Genomic DNA, 20,463 nt, shown 5'->3' with positions numbered 1-20,463 from the left:
TTTTGACTACAATATTCCTATTAACACGTATAAAAATTGAAATAAAAATCGGTTAACCTATAGCCAAATATCAACTCTAAAACACAACAAAGGATATGCATATGACACGTGACTATGACAAATTTCCAGATAATGATAACGGCAACGTACTGTGGCAAATGGTTGAAGATGGCAATGACCTGAATGAGCCACATGAAGTTGAATTTTCGATTGTTTTTGAGAAGCAGGAGCAAATTGAAAAATGTGCTTTACACCTTTTGCATCAAGAACAGAAAATTTCCCTGTTTCAGGAAGAACAGCACTCGGACGGTTCTGATCTGTGGGTTCTGAATATTCACGTTAACATGACGCTGGAATACGAAGATATTGCAGATCTGGAAGAATGGATGACGCGTATCGCGCAGGAGTTTAATGGTGAATATGATGGCTGGGGTTGTATGAGCTATATTTACGATGAAGAAGATGAGTAATCTTACTGCTGTTTGAATAAAAGCCCTGAAAAGGGCTTTTATTTATTTATGGTTGGATGCTACACACCCATATCCAGATACAAAGATTCTTTCACTTCTTCCATCACCACATAGCTATGCGATGAAGCAGAGGCCGGCAGTTTTTTTAGTAAATCCCCTAAGAGACGACGGTAGGCACTCATTTCTTTAAGACGTGCCTTCACCAGATAATCAAACTCCCCTGAAATCAGATGGCATTCCAATACTTCTGGGATATCCACCAAATCACGTGCGACCTGATCAAATACATCGCCTGATTTTGCTGACAGTTTAATTTCCAGAAATACTAACAGGTTACGATCGACATATTCTGGATTAAGTCGGGCGTAGTAGCCCATGATGATGCCTTCACGTTCTAAACGCTTGACCCGTTCTGAACAAGGCGTGGTCGATAAGTTGACCCGTGAAGCCAGTTCACTAATCGCAATACGACCTTCACGTTGCAAAATATCTAAAATCAGGCGATCAATACGGTCTAATTTACGCATCATATATTCCCTTTTATTTTAATTTTTCCGTGACGAAAACATCAAATTACCTAGATTATACCTATAAAATCAGTGAAAAAAACTATTGATCCAAAAATATACTAGTTAAATAAACTAGTGTGTGCGTGAGGGAACGACAATGCGCGTAATCGTTTTAGGAAGTGGCGTCATTGGTGTGGCAAGTGCCTATTATCTTGCACAACAAGGTGCGCAAGTGACGGTGCTTGACCGTCAATCAGGACCTGCAAAAGAAACCAGCTTTGGTAACGCAGGCCAAATCTCCCCAGGATATTCAACGCCGTGGGCTGCTCCCGGTATTCCTTTTAAAGCCGTCAAGTGGATGTTCCAGCATCATGCACCATTAGCCATTAATATTGATGGCAGCATGTGGCAGTTGCAGTGGATGGCACAGATGCTGAAAAACTGTAATCCACAAAGCTATGCGGTGAATAAAGAACGCATGATGCGTGTTGCAGAATATAGCCGTGACTGCTTACGTGACTTAAGAGCGAAAACAGGCATCAACTATGAAAACCGTGCCAAGGGTACGCTACAGGTGTTCCGTAGCGAAGCACAACTTGAAGCGGTGCAGCGTGATATTGAAGTACTCAAAGAGTGTGGCGTTGATTTCGATTTGTTGAATGCTCAAGAGCTGGGGGCTGTAGAACCCGCTTTAGCCTTTACCGATAAACTGGTGGGTGGTTTACATTTGCCGAATGATGAAACAGGCGATTGTTACCTGTTTACCAATGCTTTAGCAAAACTGGCGCAAGAGTTGGGCGTGGACTTCAAGTTCGATCAAAATGTCGAAAATTTGATTGTTGAAGGCGATCAGATCAAAGGTGTTGTGGTCAATGGTGAAGTCCTGACTGCCGATCGCTATGTCTTGGCCTTTGGTAGTTATTCACGTGATTTCCTCAAGCCGCTTGAGCTGAATTTGCCTGTTTATCCAGTGAAAGGTTATTCACTGACTATTCCAATTGTAGAACCAAAATTTGCACCACAATCAACGGTACTGGATGAAACTTATAAAGTTGCCTTAACGCGCTTTGACCAGCGTATCCGTGTCGGTGGTATGGCAGAACTGAGTGGTTTTAACCTAGGTCTGAAAGAAGATCGTCGTGCGACGCTGGAAATGGTGACTCAGGACTTGTTCCCAGGTGGCGACTTGACTCAGGCATCGTTCTGGACAGGCTTACGTCCGATGACCCCAGACAGTACCCCGATTATTGGTGCAACAAAATATAAGAATCTGTTCCTGAATACCGGTCACGGTACGTTAGGTTGGACCATGGCATGTGGTTCTGGCAAGTTGATCAGTGATCTGGTGATGAATCATCGTCCAGATATCAGTACAGATGGTTTATCTATTCAGCGTTATTCACACGCCGCATAAATATGGTTTACAAGGAAGTTTAGTATGCCTCGTCCGATTACTGCGGTGATCCATGCCCAAGCCTTACGCCAGAATCTGGCGGTGGTCAGGCAGTCTGTACCCGACAGCAAAGTCTTTGCTGTGGTCAAAGCCAATGCGTATGGGCATGGGATTGAACGCGTCTATGAATCTTTTAAAAGTGCCGATGGTTTTGCTTTACTCGATATCGAGGAAGCAAAACGTCTGCGTGCTTTAGGTTGGACAGGCCCGATTTTACTGCTTGAAGGAATTTTCTCTCCACAAGACTTGTTTGATTGTGTGCAGTACCAATTAAGTTTTACGGTGCATAGCGAGCAGCAAATGGTCTGGTTACAGCACCATCCGTATCCAGCACAGTTTGATATTTTCCTGAAAATGAACAGTGGCATGAACCGTTTAGGTTTCAAGCCACAGCAATATCGTGAGATCTGGCAGCAGTTGGCTTCATCTGAGCAAGTGGCTTCGGTGACTCATATGATGCATTTTTCTGATGCGGATGGAGAGCGTTTTGGTCAGAAGGGCATTGACTATCAACTCAGCGAATTTGAAGCCACGATTCAGGATTTACCGGGTGAAAGATCGGTCAGTAATAGTGCTGCAATCTTAAGATATCAAAATCAATTGCAATCGGATTACGTACGTGGCGGCATCATGCTGTACGGCAGTTCTCCCGATTACCCCAAACACAGCATTCAGGACTGGGGCCTTGCACCGACCATGAGCTTGCGCAGCGAAATCATTGCTGTACAACAGCTCAATGCCAATGAAAGTGTTGGTTATGGTTCCAGCTATGTGGCCGAACAGCCAATCAGGATCGGTATTGTGGCCTGTGGTTATGCCGATGGTTACCAACGCATTTCAGCAACAGGTACGCCAGTACTGGTCAATGGGATTCGGACCCGAACCATTGGTCGTGTCAGCATGGATATGTTGGCGGTGGACTTGACCCCGATCAGTGATGCGCAAGTGGGCAGTGAAGTAGTGCTATGGGGCCAATCCAGCACAGGAACAATTTTACCTATTGACGATGTCGCAGCGACCTCAGGCACGATCGGTTATGAACTGATGTGCGGCGTGACGGCACGTGTCAATTTTATCAATCAGGAATAAGGAAATAATCATGTCAAATTCAAATATTCAAAAGATCAACACCAACGAAGTGATGAGTGCGGTAACCGTATTCAATAAGGTGGTTTATTTGTCTGGTCAGGTGCCTAAAAATGCGGATCTAGATATTGAAGGACAAACCCATGAAGTCCTTGCAACGATCGAACAGTTACTTGCTTCAGCAGGGACAGATAAATCTCGCTTGCTCTCTGCGCAACTGTTTTTAAAAGATCTTTCAGATTTCCCTGTGGTCAACACCATCTGGATTGACTGGTTAAAAGGTCATGTTGCGCCTTCACGCGCGACCATTCAGGCTGATCTGGTAAATCCAAAGTGGTTGATCGAAATTGCGGTTGTTGCAGCACAAAAATAAAACGATCCGCTTTATTTTTGCTTAAAAAATATAAAAAAAGAAGAAAAGTAACGTATTTGCAGTAGATAAAACGTAGTGAGATACGTATTTTCTTGCAATTAAAAATGAGTCAGCCCGCAGGAATGGACGGCTAGCAATAGCACAACAATAACAGGCTGGCTCATGAGGGAATCGTAAAAAGGAACTTTTGTTATGACGGTTACACATCAACAGTCAGAAGGCGAACAGTCGCCCCATGACTTGCAGCGCAAACTCTCTAATCGCCATTTGCAACTGATTGCAATTGGTGGTGCCATCGGTACGGGCCTGTTCATGGGCTCAGGAAAAACCATTTCACTTGCAGGCCCATCGATTCTGTTTATTTACATGATTATCGGCGGGATGTTTTTCTTTTTGATGCGTGCACTCGGCGAGTTGCTGCTGGCAAATTTACACTATAAATCTTTTGTGGACATGGCTCATGACCTGATTGGGCCTTGGGCTGGTTATTATCTAGGCTGGACCTACTGGTTGGGCTGGGTACTGGTCGGGATTGCCGATCTTGCCGCCGTGATCAATTATTTAACTTTCTGGCTGCCTGAAGGCACCATGTTTACCCCGATCGGGCAGGCCGCGATCAGTGCAGGCTGTGTCCTGTTTGTGCTGTTCTTAAACCTGCTGACGGTACGTTTGTTTGGTGAAGTTGAATTCTGGTTTGCTTTGATTAAGATTCTGGCTATCCTCGGTTTAATTGGTGTTGGTGGCTATATGATCTTTAGCCATTTTCAGGCTCCGCATGGGACGGTCGCATCGCTCAGTAATGTCTGGTCTCATGGCGGGATGTTCCCTAAAGGACTGGATGGTTTCTTGGCGGGTTTCCAGATCGCAGTCTTTGCCTTTGTTGGAGTAGAGCTGATTGGAACGACCGCCGCTGAAACCAAAGATCCACATAAGAACCTGCCAAAAGCGATTAATGCGATTCCGATCCGTATTATTCTGTTTTATGTACTGGCTTTACTGGTAGTGATGTCGGTCACGCCATGGAATATTATTCGTGCGGACAAGAGTCCATTTGTGGAATTGTTCATGAATGCAGGGATTGTGACCTCAGCCATTATCATGAATCTGGTGGTGCTATCTTCGGTCATGTCTTCCATGAACAGTGGGGTATTCTCGACCAGCCGTATGTTGTTTGGGCTATCTAAAGATGGTCAAGCGCCAAATGCATTTGGGCGATTATCAAAAAGTGCTGTACCTGCTAATGGTTTGATCTTTTCATGTGTGTTCATTATGGGTGGAGCAGTACTGCAATACTTTGTACCGAATACCCTTGAAGCCTTTACTTTGGCAAGCTCCCTCTGTGTGATTCTGTTCATTAGTGTCTGGAGTCTGATTATGGTGTGCTATATCCGCTACCGTAAGTTACGCCCAGAATTGCATGCTCAATCGAAGTTTAAAATGCCAGGTGGTGTATTCATGTCCTATGTCGTGATTGCCTTCTTGCTATTTGCACTGGTGATCTTGGTATTGGAACCAGATACCTTAAAAGCACTCTATGTCAGTCCATTATGGGTGATTCTGTTGGCGGTGACCTATCAGTTGCTGTATAAGCCAAGAATGAAAAAACTCGGTCGAGAACTGGTGCAATAAATCATAGCGAATTGATTAAAGGCCGATCTATAGAGATCGGCTTTTTTATGCTTTGGTTGAGTCGGTTTAATCCACCAGTAACTGTTGGTATTGATCTGCCTGTTTACGTAAATAGTCCCAAACTAGTTTGATGCGCGGATCGTGTTGTAGATCCACAAAAGTCAGCATCCAGAAGGTATGGGTAAAGCGCACTTGCTGTTGTAACACGGCTTCAAGCTCAGGTTTATCATCGGCCAGAAACTTGGGCAAGATGGCCAGTCCTGCGCCTGCACTCACTGCAATTTGTTGTGCCAGAATACTGCTGCTCCGGAAGTTGGCGGTTAGCTTCAAGGGTAAGCGTTCCAGACAATACAGCTCAGGGCTATATACCAGATCATCAATATAATTGACGAAACGATGTTGGGTTAAATCATCCAGCCCACGAATTGGCGGGTTTTGTGCCAGATAGTGCTGACTGCCATAAATCTTTAAACAATAATCAGAGAGTCGCGTAATAATATAAGGCCCTGAGGTTGGCCGCTCAATCGACACCACAATATCCGCTTCACGATGCGACAGCTTAATCATTTTAGGTACGGGAATCAGATCAATGGTGAGCAATGGATATTGGATCGAAAACTCCGCCAGCAAACGGGCTAAAAATGCGGTACCAAAGCCTTCGGGTGTGCCAATTCGCACACGACCTTGTAAAGGCTGATGAGGTTTATCAATCTGTAAAAAGGCCTGTTCCATTTGTTCAACACGTGGGACTAGCGCCATACCTTCAAGGGTAAGCTCATACCCCGTTGCTTCACGTTTAAATAAAGTGGTGCCTAAAGCCTGTTCCAAAGCCTGAATGCGTCTGGCGACGGTACTATGTTCGACCCCAATCACGCGTGCTGCATTGGTCAAGGTCTTGGTTCTTGCCAAAACCAGAAAAAATTGTAGATGATCCCAATCCACTTTCATTGTTATTGTATTCCCTGTGCATATTTGCACAATAATCGTGCATGAATTTCCATTGGTGGTCAAAGCTTTCTTTGTTAGTCTCAGATAAAAGCCCAATCAGGAAAATACCACCAAAGTGTATTTCCGATGATTTAACACAATAAAAATACGACCTATGGAGAGGTTATGAATACAATCCAGAACATCCAGTTGGAAACCGCCAAATTACTCATTAACGGCAATTTTATCGAGTCTGAAACACAGCAATGGCAAGATATTGTGAACCCTGCGACTCAGGAAGTGATTGGTCGTGTACCCTTTGCAACGACTCAGGAAGTTGATGCTGCGATCCAAGCTGCACAAGACGCTTTTGCTTCATGGCGTCAAACCCCGATTCAGGCACGTATGCGTATCATGCTCAAACTGCAAGAACTGATTCGTGCCAACATGAAAGAAATTGCACAGGTACTGACTGCCGAACAAGGTAAAACGCTGGCGGATGCGGAAGGTGATATTCAACGCGGTTTGGAGGTGGTTGAACATGCCTGTTCAGTCGGTACCTTGCAAATGGGTGAGTATGTTGAAGGTGTGGCACGTGGTGTCGATACCTACACCTTGCAGCAACCGTTGGGCGTGTGCGCGGGCATTACGCCGTTTAATTTCCCAGCCATGATTCCGTTGTGGATGTTCCCGATGGCGATCGTCTGTGGCAATACCTTTGTTTTAAAACCATCTGAACAAGATCCGCTTTCAACCATGATGCTGGTAGAGCTGGCGATTCAGGCAGGCATTCCAGCGGGTGTGCTCAATGTCGTGCATGGCGGTAAAGAAGTGGTGGATCGTCTATGTACCCATACTGATATTAAAGCGATTTCATTTGTTGGTTCGACTGCGGTCGGTACGCATGTGTATAACCTTGCAGGACAACATGGCAAACGTGTCCAGTCGATGATGGGTGCCAAAAACCATGTCGCCGTAATGCCAGATGCCAATAAGGAACAGACCCTGAATGCCTTGGTGGGTGCGGCTTTTGGTGCAGCAGGGCAACGCTGTATGGCGTTGTCAGTTGCGGTGATGGTCGGTGATAGTAAACACTGGATTCCAGAATTGGTTGAAAAAGCCAAGACTTTAAAAGTGAATGCAGGGCATGAGCCAAATACCGATATTGGCCCAGTCATTTCAAAACGTGCCAAAGCCCGTGTACTGGATTTGATTCATAGCGGTGTCGAGCAAGGGGCTGAGCTGTTACTTGATGGTCGCGATGTTCAGGTGCAAGGCTATGAAGTTGGCAACTTTGTCGGGGCGACGATTTTTAGTGGCGTGAATACCGACATGCGTATTTATAAAGAAGAAATCTTTGGCCCGGTACTGTCGATTATTTGTGTTGATACGCTTGAAGAAGCGATTGCGTTGATCAATGCCAATCCATTTGGTAATGGCGTAGGATTATTCACGCAAAGTGGCGCGATTGCGCGTACTTTCCAGAACCTGATTGATATCGGTCAGGTGGGGATCAACATTCCGATTCCTGTGCCTGTACCATTCTTTAGCTTTACCGGTTCCCGTGGTTCAAAACTTGGTGATTTGGGACCTTACGGCAAACAGGCAGTGCAGTTCTATACCCAAACCAAAACCATTACCAGTCGCTGGTTTGAAGACAGCCACGAAGTGGGCGGTGTAAACACGACCATTAGTTTACGTTAAGGGGATCACGGATGAATATCGCCTTTATCGGTCTAGGTAATATGGGCGGCAGAATGGCCCAAAACCTGCTCAAAGCCGGACTCACAGTATATGGTTATGACCTTAGCGAAGTGGCAATTCAGCACTTTGCCGAGGCGGGTGGTGTGGTTTGTGACAGCCCGCAAGCAGCAGCGAAACAAGCCGACGTGGTCATTAGCATGTTACCTGCGGCAAAGCATGTCAAAGAGGTGTATCTGGGCGAAGATGGCGTGCTGGAAGTGCTGAAAGCAGGCAGCTTATGCATTGATAGCAGTACCATTGACCCACAAACCATTAAAGACATTGCTGCCATTGCCCAAAGTAAAAATATTCATATTTGCGATGCGCCTGTTTCAGGTGGCACCATTGGTGCACAAGCGGGTACGCTGACTTTTATGGTCGGTGCAAATGATCAGACCTTTGATGAAGTGAAACCTGTACTCAGTCACATGGGCAAAAACGTGGTGCATTGTGGCGATGTCGGCGCAGGGCAGATTGCCAAAATCTGCAATAACCTGATTCTCGGGATTTCCATGGCTGCGGTGGCTGAAGGGATGGCACTGGGTGCCAAGCTTGGCATTGATCCACATGCTTTGGCTGGTGTGATTAACACTTCAAGTGGCCGTTGCTGGAGTTCGGAAGTTTGTAACCCGTGGCCACATATCAGTGAAAATGCGCCTGCCTCTCGTGGCTATCAGGATGGTTTTGCCACCCAGTTAATGCTAAAAGATTTGGGTCTTGCGGTTGAAGCCGCAGGGCAGGTGAAGCAGCCTGTGGTATTAGGCGGAATGGTGCAGCAGCTGTATCAGCAAATGTGCATGCGTGGTCATGCACACCTTGATTTTTCTAGCATTATTCAGCAATACCTGCCGCCAGAGGCATAAAAACTAAAGCCAAAGGATGGCTTTTATTCAGAAATTAAACCCTGTCATGAATAACAATGAATCCAGACTGAGGGAACACAGATGTTGAATTATAAAGAGACGGTACAGGCTTTCGATCTGGAAAGTACTGCAAAACACATGTTATCCGGTTCAATGGATGCACTGAATGCCTGTTATGAATGTTGTGATCGCCATGCACAAGGCGACAAAATCGCGTTGTATTGGCAAGGCAAAGATGGTCGTAAGGAACAATATACTTTTCATCAATTACAGCAATGGTCGAGTCAATTTGCCAACTTTTTAAAGTCGCAAGGTGTGGAAGCAGGTGACCGTATTTCAGGTCTATTGCCGAGAACGCCTGAACTGCTGGTGACGATTTTCGCGGCTTGGCGCATTGGCGCCGTATATCAGCCCTTATTTACAGCCTTTGGGCCCAAGGCAATTGAGCATCGTCTGCAACTGGCACAAAGTAAACTGGTGGTAACCGATGTGGCGAACCGCAGCAAACTGGATGAGATCGAACATTGTCCAGCGATTGTCACGGTTGCTGATCCACAAGGTGCGCCGCTGAAGTCAGGTGATTTCAATTTTTGGGATGAAGTCAAACAGCAGCCTGATCAATGTGAATTGGTGATGCGAAGCATCCAAGATCCCTTTTTACTCATGTTTACCTCGGGCACCACAGGGCCTGCCAAACCGCTAGAAGTGCCGTTAAAAGCCTTGCTAGCTTTTGGTCGTTATATGCAAGATGCCATTGGTTTGAGAGAAGAAGATTCGTTTTGGAATATTGCCGATCCAGGTTGGGCTTATGGTTTGTATTATGCCATTACAGGGCCACTATTCTTGGGTCATGCCACCTTGTTCTACGAAGGCGGTTTTAGTACCGATAGCCTGTGTCAGATCGTAAAGGATTATCAGATTACCAATCTGGCGGGAGCACCAACGGCTTATCGCATGATGATGGCGGCTGATCCTGCTCAGATGGCGCCGTTAAAAGGCCAGTTCCGTGTGGTCAGCAGTGCAGGAGAGCCACTGAATCCAGAAGTGATTCGCTGGTTTAAGCAGGTTCTGGATGCCCCGATTTATGACCATTATGGACAGACTGAGGTCGGCATGGTGGTGTGTAATCATCATGGTTTAACTCATGAGATTCGTGCAGGTTCCGCAGGTTTTGCGAGTGCGGGTTATCGCGTTGCGGTGGTCAATGAACAGGGTGAGGAGCTTCCAGCGGATACCCCTGGAATTCTAGCCGTGGATATTAGCCAGTCTCCGATGATGTGGTTTGGTGGCTATAAGGAAAGCCGTAAATCCCCTTTTATCGGGCACTACTATCTCACAGGTGATACCGCCGAGTTACATGCGGATGGCAGCATGAGCTTTGTTGGTCGTAGTGATGACGTGATCACCACATCGGGTTATCGGATCGGGCCTTTTGATGTGGAAAGTGCTTTGCTGGAGCATGATGCTGTGGTTGAAGCAGCGGTAATCGGTGTACCAGATCCCGACCGTACCGAAGTAGTGAAGGCTTTCGTGATTCTGGCGGCGGGTATTCAACCTTTGGAACAGTTGGCGGAAGAGTTGAGCCAGTTTGTGAAAAAACGCTTATCAGCACATGCTTATCCACGATTGGTCGAGTTCGTGACCGAACTTCCAAAAACACCAAGTGGCAAGATTCAGCGCTTTTTATTACGTAATCAGGAAATTGCGAAACAGCAAGCAAAGGCAGGGTAAGGAACACAAGATGCAATTGACCGAAGAACAAGTCTTAATACGTGATATGGCGAAAAGTTTCGCCCAAGAACAGATTAAACCCAATGCCAGTGACTGGGATCGACATGGCACATTTCCAAAAGATGCGCTTGCACAAATGGGGCAGCTCGGTTTTATGGGCATGCTGATTCCTGAGCAATGGGGCGGTTCTGACACAGGTAATTTGGCCTATGTGTTGGCACTTGAAGAAGTCGCTGCGGCAGATGGTGCGACCTCAACCGTTATGAGTGTACATAACTCGGTGGGCTGTGTGCCGATTTTAAAATTTGGTACCGATGAGCAAAAAGAACGCTTTTTAAAACCATTGGCACAAGGTGAAATGATCGGTGCTTTTGCCTTAACTGAACCGCATACAGGTTCAGATGCGGCAGCCATTAAAACCCGCGCGGTGAAAGATGGCGATGACTACATTCTCAATGGTGCCAAGCAGTTTATTACCTCGGGTGATAACGCAGGCGTGATTATTGTGTTTGCCGTGACTGATCCGAGTGCGGGTAAAAAGGACATCAGTGCCTTCCTTGTGCCACGCGAGACAGCGGGTTATGAAGTGATTCGGGTTGAAGAAAAACTTGGCTTACATGCTTCGGATACCTGCCAGATTGCCCTGACAGATGTACGTATTCATAAAAGCCTGATGCTGGGTAAAGAAGGTGAAGGTTTAAAAATCGCGCTTGCCAATCTGGAAGGTGGTCGTATTGGTATTGCCGCACAGGCAGTAGGTCTGGCACGGGCGGCGCTGGAAGAAGCCACGCGCTATGCCAAAGAACGGCTGGCCTTTGGTAAACCAATCTTTGAGCATCAGGCACTGGCATTCCGTCTTGCCAGTATGGCGACTGAGATCGAAGCGGCACGACAGCTGGTGCATTACGCTGCACGGCTCAAAGAAGCAGGGCAGCCCTGTCTTAATGAAGCCTCAATGGCCAAGCTGTTCGCTTCGGAAATGACCGAACGGGTCTGTTCAAACGCATTACAGGTATTTGGTGGCTATGGCTATCTGAAAGACTTCCCGATTGAACGGATCTATCGTGATGCACGTATTTGTCAGATTTATGAAGGGACTAGCGATATCCAGCGTTTAGTGATCGCACGTAGTCTATAAAAGCAAAGCAAGGAATGAAGCATGCAGTGGAACAGTATTTTATTAGAAAAGCGTAATGGTGTTGGACTGATTACTCTCAATCGTCCGCAAGCCTTGAATGCGCTGAATAGTGAATTGATTAGTGAAATCAATCAGGCGTTGGATGCGTTAGAAAAAGATCGTGAGATTGGCTGCATCGTATTGGCAGGTTCTGAAAAGGCTTTTGCTGCAGGTGCAGATATTAAGGAAATGGCTGATCTGGCATTTCCAGATATCTACTTCGATGACTTTTTCCATCTGGCAGATCGTATCGCGCAACGCCGTAAACCGTTGATTACGGCGGTGAGTGGCTATGCGTTGGGTGGTGGTTGTGAACTGGCACTGATGTGTGACTTTATCTATTGTGCTGACAATGCCAAGTTTGGTTTACCCGAAGTGACTTTAGGTGTCATACCGGGCATTGGTGGTACACAGCGTTTAACTCACGCGATTGGGAAAGCCAAAGCCATGGAAATGTGCTTTACCGCACGGCAAATGGGTGCAGTAGAGGCAGAGCAAAGTGGTCTGGTGGCGCGTGTGTTTGGCAAAGAAGAATTACTGGAACAAACCTTGAAAGCCGCAGAAAAAATTGCAGCACGCTCTTTAACCGCCAATATGATGCTGAAAGAAACCATCAATCGTGCCTTCGAGGTCAATCTCACCGAAGGCTTACGTTTTGAACGTCGTATGTTCCATTCGATTTTTGCAACTTCGGATCAAAAAGAGGGGATGCAGGCCTTTGTGGAAAAACGGCAGGCAAACTTTAAAAATCAATAAGGGATCAAGAAAATGAATACAGAAAATCACTTAATGATTGAGCAACAAGGTAGCTTAGGCGTCATCAGTCTGGATCGGGTCAAGCATTTGAATGCGTTATCGCTCGATATGATTGAAGGTATCTGCACACAACTGGAACTGTGGTGCAATGATGCTGCCATTCAGGCGGTTTTGTTCAAATCGAATAGTCCCAAAGCCTTTTGTGCGGGTGGCGATATCCGTTATCTGTATGACAGTTATAAGAATGAAACAGCTGATTATAAAGGCTATTTCAGCGCTGAATATAAAATGCTGAATCTGCTACGCGAATATCAAAAGCCTGTGATCGTGATACTTGATGGCTATGTGCTGGGTGGCGGTTTTGGCTTGGCTCAAGCGTGTCATATTGTGGTGAGTAGTGAAAAGTCCAGATTCGCCATGCCTGAAACTGCGATTGGATTTTTCCCTGATGTCGGTGCGACTCATTTCCTGTCTCGGCTGGATGATATCGGCGTGTATATGGCGATTACGGGAGAGCAGATCAGCAGCAGTGATGCGCTCTATCTTGATCTGATTGATTACCATGTGCCGAGTGAGCAATTGTCTTCCTTACAAGAGGCATTGATTGCAGCATCGAACCTGAGCAAAGCCAATATTGAACAGATCATTGCCCGCTTCATTACCCGTCCTGCTGAAAGTGAACTCAAGCAACTCATTGAACCGATCCGTAAACATTTCGGTTTCCAACATCTGGATGAGATCGAGCATAGCCTTGAACATGAACAGGAGGAACAGTTCAAAACTTGGGCCAGCAAGATGCTGGATATTTTGCAGCAACGTTCCTTTATCGCCAAACAAACTAGCCTGAAATTACAGTATTTGGGTCGTGGATTATCTTTACAGCAATGTATGCAACTGGAACGGGATTTACAGGATATCTGGTTTGAACATGGTGATTTTATTGAAGGTGTGCGCGCCTTAATTGTCGATAAAGACAAACAGCCAAAATGGCAACAGCGTAATCCTGAACTGGAACAGATTCTAGAAAAACTGAGCTAAATCCACTCTTCCTTCTATCTACATACATCAAGGAGTATCAACCATCTGAACATGCTGGTGATCAGGATTGAGCATCAGCACAAAAATATAAAACAAGAATATCCAAGAAAGGAAAATGACGATGCAAACAATACATGGAAACGGTTCATCTCCTAACAAGTCATCTCATCGACTGGCAGGTATTTCCAGTATGGTCGGGACCACCATTGAGTGGTATGACTTTTTTATTTACGGTGCAGCAGCAGCTTTAATTTTCAATAAATTATTTTTCCCGAATCTTGATCCACTGACGGGCGTACTCGCTGCCTTTGCGACCTATGCAGTGGGATTCATTGGGCGACCTCTGGGTGGTCTGGTATTTGGGCATTTTGGTGACAAGATTGGCCGAAAATCGATGTTACTGTTGACCTTGATGCTGATGGGAATACCCACAGTGCTGATCGGTCTTTTACCGACCTATGAGTCAATTGGCTACTGGGCTGCAATTGGCTTGGTGATCTTGCGATTTATCCAAGGTATGGCGATGGGTGGCGAGTGGGGCGGTGCAGTTTTGATGGCGGTTGAACACGCGCCAGAAGGCAAAAAAGGCTTCTGGGGCAGCCTCCCCCAAGCCAGTACCGGTGGCGGTTTGATGTTGGCCTCTATCGCGCTTGGGCTGGTGTCTTTATTACCTGAACAGGCCCTGTTTAGCTGGGGCTGGCGGATTCCCTTTCTAGCGAGCATTATTTTACTTGCAGTCGGTTGGTACATTCGGGTGAAAGTACCAGAGTCGCCAGACTTTGAAAAAGTGAAACAACAAGCTGAAGAAGTTAAAGTCCCTGCCTTACAGGTATTTAAGCAACATCCTAAGCAATTGATTAGCATTATTGTGGCACGTGCGGCAGAGAATGCATGGTTTTATATTGCTTCTACCTTTACTTTGGCCTACACCACCACACAACTGGGCATCGCCAGACAGGAAATTCTATTTGCCACTATTTGCGGTGCCGCCGTGATTTTAGTGATGACACCATTATGTGGACATCTGTCAGATAAAGTCGGACAGCGCAATATGTTCATGTTTGGGCTGTGCGTGCTGGCACTGTATTGTTATCCGTTCTTTAGTATGCTCAATACCAAAGATCCTGTGCTGGTCTGGACGGCAATTGTATTGGCAATCGGTGTGGTTTTTCCGATTATGTATGCGCCTCAGGCACAACTTTTTGCCCGACAGTTTCCCGCAGAAATTCGCTATAGCGGCATCTCGATTTCGGTACAGCTGGCAGGTGTAGTCGGTGGTGGTCTTGCACCGCTGATTGCGACAAAATTATTGAGCGTTGGCGGTGGAAATCCTTACTTGATCATGTTGTATATCGGTTCGATGGCAGTTGTTGCCATTATTGCCACTTCATTTATGCCACGAGATCACAGTCAGCAGGCATTGGCAATGGAGAACAACAAGCAAGACGTCAAACTGCAAGCCAAGATGACAGAATAGCTGTTTATTCAAAATGAAATAAAAAGGTGTTGCTCGATGCTGAGGAACACCTTTTTATTTTTTAAGGATTTATATGCAAAGAAGAGAGATCCAATATTTGTGCTTCATTATTTTTGATGTTCCACGTGGAGCATAATATTTAGACAAAGAAAAAAGCCCTAATCTTTCGACTAGGGCCTTTTAAATTTGGAGCGGGAAACGAGACTCGAACTCGCGACCCCAACCTTGGCAAGGTTATGCTCTACCAACTGAGCTATTCCCGCATATTGAGCAGTTTTTACTAAAACTTACACTTAAAAAAACCAATCTGGAGCGGGAAACGAGACTCGAACTCGCGACCCCAACCTTGGCAAGGTTATGCTCTACCAACTGAGCTATTCCCGCGTGCCAGCTATAATACATTAAGCAAAATGAGGGTCAACAACTTTATGCAAAGAAATTGTTTAATTGCATAAAATAAAAGCATTTTCATGGAAAAAACAGCTAAAAAGCAAAAAAATGGATAAAAGTTTCGCTTCAAGTGAGGTCATGTATACTAATGAGCTATCTCAATCTGACCGGACAGCCTGACTCATGAACTTAGAACAACAGTTGATTGAACGTTTACAAACACTGGCACCCACCCATCTCGAAGTGCTCAATGAGTCAGCAGGGCATGGTGGTTATTTCCCTGGTAAAGAATCACATTTCAAAGTGATTGTGGTGAGCGATGAATTTAAAGGCTTGCGTCTGGTACAGCGTCATCAAAAAATTTATGCCGTTGCAGCGGAATTAATGAGCCCGGGCCGCATCCATGCTTTGGCAATTCATGCTTATGTACCAGATGAATGGCAAGGTGAAGCACCTGCTAGCCCTGAATGTGCACATGCACCAAAAGGTTAAGGACGGATCATGGACCTACATTTCATCACTAAAATGATTCATATGATTGCAATGAGCTTGCTGATTATTGCTTTTGTATTACGCGGTTCAACATTATTTGTGGGTTTACAGGATCAGCAACCTAATCTAAAGGCCCGTAAAGCGATGGTCGGCTTACAGCATTTATCGTTGACCCTGATTATTGTTACGGGTGCGATCTTGCTGGCGATGAAGAACTTTGATGTACAGCCGTGGTTCTATGCCAAAGTCATCTTGTTCTTTGTATTGTGGTCGTCATTGATCAAAACCTATAAGCAAGACAGCAGTATCTTATTGGAACAACGCCGTGCAGGTTTGTTGATCGGTACAGTGGCTATGGTCGGGATTCTCGGTCTTGTGATGATTAAACCGATTTTTGCCTGATTGTTGGACATTGTTTTAGAAATTGTTTTTGCACTAGGTTAAACTGCGTGCAGTTTAAAAAAATAGGGTAGAGGGAAATCATGTTAACGCGTGTGGTGTTTAACCAGAAAGGTGGTGTGGGGAAATCAAGTATTACCGTCAATCTGGCTGCAATTAGTGCAAAACAGGGCCTGAGAACACTGGTCATTGATCTTGATCCACAAGCAAATTCGAGCCAGTACCTGTTAGGTGAAGATGCAACCTATTCTGCGGACAAAGCAGCGTTAGAACCCAATATTGAAAATTTCTTTGATGATGTTTTAGGCACTACACAGCAAAAAGGCCTGATTGGCAATGCCATTGGTTCAATTTTAAAAGCACCTCGTGGCAAAGGTCTGGATAGTTTTGTTCATCGCTCGTCATTTGAAAATCTGGATGTCATTCCTGCCAGCCCAAGTCTGGGCAGTTTAGAGCATGCACTGGAAAGTAAACATAAAATTTATAAATTACGTGATTCAATTCAGTCACTCAGCGCACGTTATGACCGTATCTTTATTGATACGCCACCTGCCTTTAACTTCTTTACTTTATCTGCGTTGATTTCAGCAGATCGTGTGTTGATTCCATTTGATTGTGATGTGTTCTCAAAACGTGCGTTACAAACTTTGATTGAAAATGTCCTCGAAACCCAAGATGATCATAATGATCGCCTTGAGATTGAGGGAATTGTGGTCAATCAGTTCCAGTCTCAGGCAAAATTACCTCGAGAAGTGGTTCAACAATTAAAAGATGAAGGCTTGCCTGTGCTCGATAGCATGTTGCCGCCCTCGATCTTGATGAAAGAATCACATCAAAAGAATTTACCACTGGTTCATTTGGCATCTGAACATAAATTGACACTTGCTTATGTCACCTTGTTCAATGAGATTGAATCTAAAAAATAAGAGAACACTATGAAACGCTTATATTGGATGCCTGTTTTGGCAGCAAGTATGCTCTTGGGTGCTTGTGCATCAACGGTTAAGCCAGCTTATGTTTCACCTACGCAATATCAGACCTTGAACTGCCAGCAACTACAAGCCGAGTACAACCGTATTCAGCTCTATATTGAAAATGGCGTGGAAACACCAAAACGTACCGGTATGGGCGTGGGTGTTGGACTCGGTGGTGGCTGGGGCCGAGGCGGTTGGGGCTTTGGGCCATCTATCTCTGTAAATATGGGCCAGTCAATGAATACCAAGAATACCGAGCTTGCCAAAGTGATGGGACAACAAGATGCGATCGTGCAGGCTGCGAAGTTTAAAGGCTGCCCAATTATCGTAAAACAACGTCCAAAATCATAATTTTTGCCTCCTTATCACCATAATTCGTTATGGTGATAAACAACTAAATTATCGCAAAATGTTTCAAAAAATAATGATAAAAATTAAACGCTTAAAAATTTATCTATCCTGAAATTCTGTATTTTACCTGCTGTTTTTATTACCGAAATTTGTATTTTTGCCCTAAATTCGTTTAAGGTGGCGCCCATGTATAGTCGTTCGGTATGTGTATGATTGAGAGTTGGTTTTTTGTTTTGGCGATGTTGGCAGTGTTACTGATTCCTGGTCCGACCAATGCTTTACTTGCCAGTGCAACCCACCAACAAGGTGTACCTAAAACCATGAAATTTATTCCAATCGAATGGTTGGGATATTTGTACGGCATTAGTTTATGGGCGCTGTTCATTCATCTTTTTGATCCGATCTGGCCTGCTTTAGGCGCGATTTTACATACAGCCAGTTTGCTCTATGTGCTTTGGATGGCTTTTCATCTCTGGAAAAGTTCACATCTACAAAAACATGATCAGCATCATCCGCATATCCGTAAAAGACAACTGTTTATGTCGACCTTAAAGAACCCGAAAACGGTTTTGTTGGCAGCAGGAATTTTCCCAAGTGAAACCTGGAATTCACTCGAAAATGCAGCCATCGTTTTTGCAGTGTTTAGTCTAGTGCTTTTGCCCGTCAGTATTTTCTGGATGTTATTTGGACGTGCTTTATTGGCAGGAAGCTTGATCGGAATTAAAGCCGATCATTTATATAAAGGATCGGCTGTGTTATTGCTGATTTGTATGTTACCAATGATCTTTCGTTTGTTTTAAACTGAAATTTGATTTATTGGCCTTTGCGGTTACTCAGTTTTTGACGAATAAAACCAATCACACCCGGTAAAACACTAATAATAATAATACCGAAAATTAAGTGAGTGAAATTATCCTTCACGATTGGCATGTTGCCAAATAAATAACCCAGTGTAATAAATGATGCAATCCAGCAGAATGCGCCAATCACGTTATAGGTCAGGAAATACTTATAGTTCATGCTGCCTGCACCTGCAACAAAGGGAGCAAAAGTACGGGCAAAGGGTACAAAACGGGCAAAAATAATCGTTTTACCGCCATGACGTTCAAAGAAATGCTGGGTTTTGATCAGATGTTGTTTATTGATAAAACGAGAATTGGTTTCAAAAACGCGCGGGCCAATGTAGCGACCAATGTGGTAATTTACGGTATCGCCGAGTACCGCTGCGATAAATAATAAAATACCTAAAACCCATGGATCCATTGCACCTGTTGAAGCAGCCAATGCACCTGCTGCAAATAACAGACTGTCACCTGGTAAAAATGGCATCACCACTAAACCAGTTTCAACAAAAATAATTAAAAATAAAATGGCATAAATCCACACGCCATAATTGGTAATAAATTCTAAAAGGTGTTCGTCAACGTGCAGAATAAAATCAATGAGTTCCATGAAGATGTTAACACTATAAATGTGGACTAAATCCTAGCAGTGCATCATTAGAATGTCAGTATAAAAAGCTAATTAATTAGTAACTTTGCAAGGGAAACATTTGATAGGAAAGCCGATTTAATCTTTTTATTGTTGCAAATAAAGAACGATATGTTAACTAATATGGTGTTTATTGCATAAACAAAGATACATAAACTGGCTCCATGTTAAAAAACAAACAGTGTGGAACCAACCATGTTTAATCCGAATGTTGTTGTAAAAAATATCGTAACGCAATCTGGCGTAGCAAATGGTGTCATTTTAGTTGCACGTTTATTACTGGCTTATATCTTTCTTGTTGCTGGTTGGGGCAAGATTGTAGGTTATGCAGGTACTGCTGGCTATATGGAATCAATGGGCGTACCAGCTGCGTTACTTCCACTGGTGATTCTGATGGAGTTCGGTGGTGGTCTGGCTCTACTGTTTGGCTTTCAGACACGTTTTGCATCGCTGGGCTTGGGTATCTTTAGCATTCTCACTGCATTTATCTTTCATAATGGTGCCGAAGATGCGATTAACTTTATGAAGAACTTTGCGATGGCAGGTGGTTTCTTCGCGCTCATGTTGTATGGTGCAGGCCGTTTTAGCCTTGATCACCTAATTGAAAAATAACATTGCAATACATTGCCCTGCTTTTATCAGCGGGGCTAAGCCTCTTTATGACTTACATGAATTACGCTTGATTACAAACTTAAGCCGACATGAGCGACTATTTCTGTTTAGATCATAAGACCTTAGAACAAAACAGGAAATGAAATGAAAAAAATCATCGCGAGTTGTGGGATTGTGGTTTTAGCGGGATTATCAACAGCGACTTGGGCAGGTAAAGATGACCATGTCATTGTGCAGGAGGCGGCGAAGAATGTCGTAACCGTCAGTCAGGTGGCAAAACTTGCTGATGAGACAGGCATTACGTTGACAGGTCAGATCACTAAACATCTGAAAGGTGATCATTATGAATTTAAAGACAAAAGCGGGACGATTGGTGTCGAAATTGATGATGATATCTGGCGTCAAGCAAACCTAAAAGTCGGTGATCATGTGCGTCTCGTCGGTGAAGTTGATACGCATCGTTATAAGCCAACTGATATCGAAGTTGTCAAAATTGAAAAACATGCCCATTAATTAAAAAAA

The 20,463-nt window shown here is 44.7% G+C and carries 22 protein-coding genes and 2 tRNA genes; 19 read left to right on the top strand and 5 right to left on the bottom strand.

From position 1 onward, the window contains the following. The first annotated feature begins 101 nt into the window (after nucleotides 1-101). Nucleotides 102-470 (top strand): ribonuclease E inhibitor RraB, encoded by a 369-nt coding sequence (locus EC846_RS17860; protein ID WP_005255750.1) that lies wholly within the window; start codon nucleotides 102-104, stop codon nucleotides 468-470. Between the two features lie 59 nt (nucleotides 471-529). Here the strand turns inward: EC846_RS17860 and EC846_RS17855 are convergent, their stop codons facing one another. Beyond that, nucleotides 530-997, bottom strand: coding sequence for an Lrp/AsnC ligand binding domain-containing protein (locus EC846_RS17855; RefSeq protein ID WP_004773316.1), 468 nt, complete (start codon nucleotides 995-997; stop codon nucleotides 530-532). 139 nt (nucleotides 998-1,136) lie between these two features. Between EC846_RS17855 and EC846_RS17850 the strand changes: the two genes are divergently transcribed. The 4 genes from EC846_RS17850 to EC846_RS17835 all read left to right on the top strand — a co-directional run bounded on the left by EC846_RS17850 (nucleotide 1,137) and on the right by EC846_RS17835 (nucleotide 5,520). Beyond that, nucleotides 1,137-2,393, top strand: coding sequence for a D-amino acid dehydrogenase (locus EC846_RS17850; RefSeq protein WP_123775947.1), 1,257 nt, complete (start codon nucleotides 1,137-1,139; stop codon nucleotides 2,391-2,393). 24 nt (nucleotides 2,394-2,417) lie between these two features. Beyond that, nucleotides 2,418-3,521, top strand: coding sequence for an alanine racemase (gene alr, locus EC846_RS17845; RefSeq protein ID WP_123775946.1), 1,104 nt, complete (start codon nucleotides 2,418-2,420; stop codon nucleotides 3,519-3,521). Between the two features lie 10 nt (nucleotides 3,522-3,531). After that, a complete protein-coding gene (locus tag EC846_RS17840) occupies nucleotides 3,532-3,891 on the top strand; it encodes a RidA family protein (protein ID WP_123775945.1) in 360 nt (119 codons plus the stop codon). A 192-nt stretch (nucleotides 3,892-4,083) separates the two neighbouring features. Continuing rightward, nucleotides 4,084-5,520, top strand: a complete 1,437-nt coding sequence (locus EC846_RS17835; RefSeq protein ID WP_123775944.1) for an amino acid permease — start codon at nucleotides 4,084-4,086, stop codon at nucleotides 5,518-5,520. A 66-nt stretch (nucleotides 5,521-5,586) separates the two neighbouring features. Here EC846_RS17835 and EC846_RS17830 read toward each other — a convergent pair whose 3' ends face one another. Then, nucleotides 5,587-6,468, bottom strand: a complete 882-nt coding sequence (locus EC846_RS17830; RefSeq protein WP_123775943.1) for a LysR family transcriptional regulator — start codon at nucleotides 6,466-6,468, stop codon at nucleotides 5,587-5,589. A gap of 165 nt (nucleotides 6,469-6,633) precedes the next feature. Between EC846_RS17830 and EC846_RS17825 the strand changes: the two genes are divergently transcribed. The 7 genes from EC846_RS17825 to EC846_RS17795 all read left to right on the top strand — a co-directional run bounded on the left by EC846_RS17825 (nucleotide 6,634) and on the right by EC846_RS17795 (nucleotide 15,232). Next, entirely contained in the window at nucleotides 6,634-8,151 is a 1,518-nt protein-coding gene (locus EC846_RS17825; protein WP_123775942.1) for a CoA-acylating methylmalonate-semialdehyde dehydrogenase, read from the top strand. An 11-nt stretch (nucleotides 8,152-8,162) separates the two neighbouring features. Next, nucleotides 8,163-9,053, top strand: coding sequence for a 3-hydroxyisobutyrate dehydrogenase (mmsB, locus tag EC846_RS17820; protein ID WP_123775941.1), 891 nt, complete (start codon nucleotides 8,163-8,165; stop codon nucleotides 9,051-9,053). Nucleotides 9,054-9,134: 81 nt separating this feature from the next. Then, on the top strand, nucleotides 9,135-10,784 hold the full coding sequence (locus EC846_RS17815; RefSeq protein WP_123775940.1) for an AMP-binding protein: 1,650 nt from the start codon (nucleotides 9,135-9,137) through the stop codon (nucleotides 10,782-10,784). 10 nt (nucleotides 10,785-10,794) lie between these two features. Continuing rightward, nucleotides 10,795-11,922 (top strand): acyl-CoA dehydrogenase family protein, encoded by a 1,128-nt coding sequence (locus EC846_RS17810; protein ID WP_123775939.1) that lies wholly within the window; start codon nucleotides 10,795-10,797, stop codon nucleotides 11,920-11,922. Nucleotides 11,923-11,943: 21 nt separating this feature from the next. After that, complete coding sequence (locus tag EC846_RS17805; protein WP_123775938.1) at nucleotides 11,944-12,717, top strand: enoyl-CoA hydratase; 774 nt, start codon at nucleotides 11,944-11,946, stop codon at nucleotides 12,715-12,717. Between the two features lie 12 nt (nucleotides 12,718-12,729). Further along, nucleotides 12,730-13,755 carry an enoyl-CoA hydratase/isomerase family protein gene (locus EC846_RS17800; RefSeq protein WP_123775937.1) on the top strand — a complete coding sequence of 342 codons (1,026 nt, stop codon included), beginning with the start codon at nucleotides 12,730-12,732 and terminating at the stop codon, nucleotides 13,753-13,755. 121 nt (nucleotides 13,756-13,876) lie between these two features. Next, a complete protein-coding gene (locus EC846_RS17795; protein WP_123775936.1) occupies nucleotides 13,877-15,232 on the top strand; it encodes an MFS transporter in 1,356 nt (451 codons plus the stop codon). Nucleotides 15,233-15,419: 187 nt separating this feature from the next. Here EC846_RS17795 and EC846_RS17790 read toward each other — a convergent pair. Both EC846_RS17790 and EC846_RS17785 read right to left on the bottom strand, forming a co-directional pair. After that, a tRNA-Gly gene (locus EC846_RS17790) sits at nucleotides 15,420-15,495 on the bottom strand. Between the two features lie 45 nt (nucleotides 15,496-15,540). Continuing rightward, nucleotides 15,541-15,616 (bottom strand) — tRNA-Gly (locus EC846_RS17785). Between the two features lie 189 nt (nucleotides 15,617-15,805). On the opposite strand from EC846_RS17785, the gene EC846_RS17780 reads away from it, so the two are divergent. The 5 genes from EC846_RS17780 to EC846_RS17760 all read left to right on the top strand — a co-directional run bounded on the left by EC846_RS17780 (nucleotide 15,806) and on the right by EC846_RS17760 (nucleotide 18,638). Beyond that, nucleotides 15,806-16,114 (top strand): BolA family protein, encoded by a 309-nt coding sequence (locus tag EC846_RS17780; RefSeq protein ID WP_004773293.1) that lies wholly within the window; start codon nucleotides 15,806-15,808, stop codon nucleotides 16,112-16,114. A gap of 9 nt (nucleotides 16,115-16,123) precedes the next feature. After that, the gene (locus EC846_RS17775; protein WP_123775935.1) at nucleotides 16,124-16,516 is read left to right on the top strand and encodes a SirB2 family protein; all 393 of its coding nucleotides are present in this window, start codon (nucleotides 16,124-16,126) and stop codon (nucleotides 16,514-16,516) included. 80 nt (nucleotides 16,517-16,596) lie between these two features. After that, the gene (locus tag EC846_RS17770) at nucleotides 16,597-17,439 is read left to right on the top strand and encodes a ParA family protein (protein WP_004773290.1); all 843 of its coding nucleotides are present in this window, start codon (nucleotides 16,597-16,599) and stop codon (nucleotides 17,437-17,439) included. 9 nt (nucleotides 17,440-17,448) lie between these two features. Beyond that, entirely contained in the window at nucleotides 17,449-17,838 is a 390-nt protein-coding gene (locus tag EC846_RS17765; protein ID WP_004773289.1) for a hypothetical protein, read from the top strand. 209 nt (nucleotides 17,839-18,047) lie between these two features. Next, nucleotides 18,048-18,638 carry a LysE family translocator gene (locus EC846_RS17760; RefSeq protein WP_047433081.1) on the top strand — a complete coding sequence of 197 codons (591 nt, stop codon included), beginning with the start codon at nucleotides 18,048-18,050 and terminating at the stop codon, nucleotides 18,636-18,638. A gap of 13 nt (nucleotides 18,639-18,651) precedes the next feature. Here the strand turns inward: EC846_RS17760 and EC846_RS17755 are convergent, their stop codons facing one another. Then, nucleotides 18,652-19,290, bottom strand: coding sequence for a DedA family protein (locus EC846_RS17755; RefSeq protein ID WP_004773285.1), 639 nt, complete (start codon nucleotides 19,288-19,290; stop codon nucleotides 18,652-18,654). A 234-nt stretch (nucleotides 19,291-19,524) separates the two neighbouring features. Here EC846_RS17755 and EC846_RS17750 point away from each other — a divergent pair, with 234 nt between their 5' ends. Together EC846_RS17750 and EC846_RS17745 are read left to right on the top strand one after the other, a co-directional pair. Next, nucleotides 19,525-19,941: a DoxX family protein gene (locus tag EC846_RS17750; RefSeq protein ID WP_004773284.1), complete on the top strand. Its 417-nt coding sequence runs from the start codon at nucleotides 19,525-19,527 to the stop codon at nucleotides 19,939-19,941. A gap of 144 nt (nucleotides 19,942-20,085) precedes the next feature. Continuing rightward, entirely contained in the window at nucleotides 20,086-20,454 is a 369-nt protein-coding gene (locus EC846_RS17745) for a NirD/YgiW/YdeI family stress tolerance protein (RefSeq protein WP_005255721.1), read from the top strand. Nucleotides 20,455-20,463: the final 9 nt, after the last annotated feature.

Source organism: Acinetobacter sp. BIGb0102, from assembly GCF_003815055.1.
Taxonomy (GTDB): Bacteria; Pseudomonadota; Gammaproteobacteria; order Pseudomonadales; family Moraxellaceae; genus Acinetobacter; species Acinetobacter vivianii.
The sequence above is the reverse complement of the archived record's forward strand: the minus strand, read 5'-3'. Positions and strand labels throughout refer to the sequence as shown.